Genomic DNA, 2284 nt, shown 5'->3' on the forward strand with positions numbered 1-2284 from the left:
TTATATCAAGCCAGCAGGTTTCTATCCCATAATGCTGCGCTAAAGGCTCATATAACACATCACAATAATTCCAGTTTTTAACATGTTCAAAACAGTATATAAGACTTTTGAACTCATAAATCCGCATATCTGAGACGAGTCTGTATAATTCTTTATCTTTTTTACTGTTATATTCATTCAGTTTTCTAAGCAGCTTTGGGATGCTGCTGGGATATATCTGGTTTTCTCCCCTAAAATAATTACGCCTATTGGCTTGTTCTATAACTACTCCATGAGGGTAATACACCTTCATCCCGGAAGTCTTTGAATCCCGATACGTTATTTCCATTAAAAAAGCTGCGTTAAAGTCCTTTATCTTTTCGTAGTAGTTTTCCCCACGATATGATGCCTCTGTCATCCTACGGCTTTCTGCTGCTTCTTTACGGTTATCTTCCCACAACTCTTTTACCTGTTTTTCGGTAATGTCATGTATCGTATTGTCTAATTTTTCAAACAAGTAGTTCAAAGATTCACATTCCTTTACTTTTAGACATTGGTGCCTGTCACTATTAAACGGGCATATAAGGTCAATAAGACAATGAAAAGTGCCCTCCCAAGCCCCTCTTAAATCCTGATGTGTGGCTTTTCCGTATCCAGTTTCCTACAAAATTAAGTGCACTGCCTGTTCTGTATTTTTGAAAGATCATCTTCTTACATGCACAGTCGCTCCATTTAGCGTGCTCAAGCCGCTTTTACAACTTTATCATATTCAAATATGGCCACATCTTTTACCATAACCTGAAGACGATCTACTATCTCCTCCAACTTTTCTGCTATTTCATCACTGTAATACACTTCTCCACACTGAGAACAAACAAGCGCAGGTACATTTTTGATAATTATAATGCAGTTGTCAAATTCCTGAATATATGTACGATTTGTTTTAATAACATTTCCTTTACACATTATACATCTCATAATTTCTTACCCCTTTCTGGTTACAAAATCAGCTTCCCATTTATTAGGATCAGGATAATATGCTGAAATAATATAAACCATTTCATCTAACATTCCACAAATTACATGAAGGTATCTTCCCTTTACATTCGCCCCCAAAATCAGACAACTTGGCGTAGGAATATCATCTGGTCGATCCTCAATAATCTCCCCATTTTATATTGCACTGCGAACATCCTCCCTAGATATTTTTCGTTCGCGGAGCCTTTTCATTGCATGATCTCGCCAGACTACATCACCTTGTCTGACATGTACTCTTATCTTCTCTATATCTAAAAAGCCTTCTTCAAAATCCACTGTCCTGTTTTCCTTTCCTTTTTACCTCATACTTAAGCGTTAGTACCGACTCAATGCACGCCTACAGCAACTGTAAAAAGGGTATACTACCCCTATGATTAATTATACAACGAACTGCTTTTTTTTGCAATAGTGGATTATATTATATTTTCCCAAATCACGTAAAAAGGAAAAAGCCTGAATATCTCAAGCTTTCTGATAAAAATTTCTTTAGTTCTGATAGAGTTCACCAAACTTTCAAGATCCATATGTTACTAGATAAAAGGGCTGCGTGTATCATACGGTCTCCTTTAGTTTTCAGTCGCTTAAGCACACACCCCAAGCCGAAGTGATAGGTTGCTCTTTTTATGCTATTTAAGCTTCAGCGCAGTGTAAACGTTAGATGTAATCGTAACAATCACCTGTGCCAAAAGATTCACTGCCTCAAACATAGTAAAACTACGTTCTATCTTCGTTATTATCCTATATAAAGACAACCTCGTAAATAAAAGCTCGCACAAAATATCTGCAGGCGAAATTCAAAACATCCGTTACCATCCCAACAACGCCTTGTTCTTTAAGATATAATATGTTCTTAACCACCCCTTCATACTAGCAGCTCTTACATATAACAGATACTATTATCCATAATCAAATAAACGCTAAATTATCTTTCGCTTAGTTCTCCGTATCATTGCTATACGGTCTGGCAACATTCAATAGCTTCACGCCTTTCAATGCTAGCATATCAAACTTTTCTTTAATACCTCCTGTCAAGACCTGAATATAAAGGGGCACCCACTTTTTCTGTCTTTCCATTGCAAGTATCCTAATCTTTCTCTGTTATTATTCTTGTGATTCGGCTTCTGTTCTCTTCTTTTTGTATATATGTCGTATTACAAGTGCTATAGCAACCACTATCGTAAGTATGACAGAGGCGATTATTACTGTGGCAACCTTATTGTCCGATATTGATTTGGCTAATAAGAGTATCCCCCATAGTCCAAGGGAT

The 2284-nt window shown here is 36.9% G+C and carries 3 protein-coding genes; all 3 read right to left on the reverse strand.

The window, feature by feature from the left end:
• Positions 1-505, reverse strand: a 505-nt coding sequence (locus QVA17_RS12455) for a hypothetical protein (protein ID WP_287389325.1), incomplete at its 3' end; no start/stop codon positions are given.
• Positions 506-720: 215 nt separating this feature from the next.
• The gene (locus QVA17_RS12460) at positions 721-957 is read right to left on the reverse strand and encodes a type II toxin-antitoxin system MqsA family antitoxin (RefSeq protein WP_287389326.1); all 237 of its coding nucleotides are present in this window, start codon (positions 955-957) and stop codon (positions 721-723) included.
• Positions 958-963: 6 nt separating this feature from the next.
• Positions 964-1143 (reverse strand): DUF4258 domain-containing protein, encoded by a 180-nt coding sequence (locus QVA17_RS12640; protein ID WP_334299491.1) that lies wholly within the window; start codon positions 1141-1143, stop codon positions 964-966.
• Positions 1144-2284: the final 1141 nt, after the last annotated feature.

This window comes from Lachnospira sp. (assembly GCF_016290755.1).
GTDB classification, from domain to species: domain Bacteria; phylum Bacillota; class Clostridia; order Lachnospirales; family Lachnospiraceae; genus Lachnospira; species Lachnospira multipara.

Bases quoted from the DNA above. Each gene is read 5' to 3' on its own strand.
- QVA17_RS12460 (WP_287389326.1), bottom strand. From the start codon at position 957: ATGAGATGTATAATGTGTAAAGGAAATGTTATTAAAACAAATCGTACA.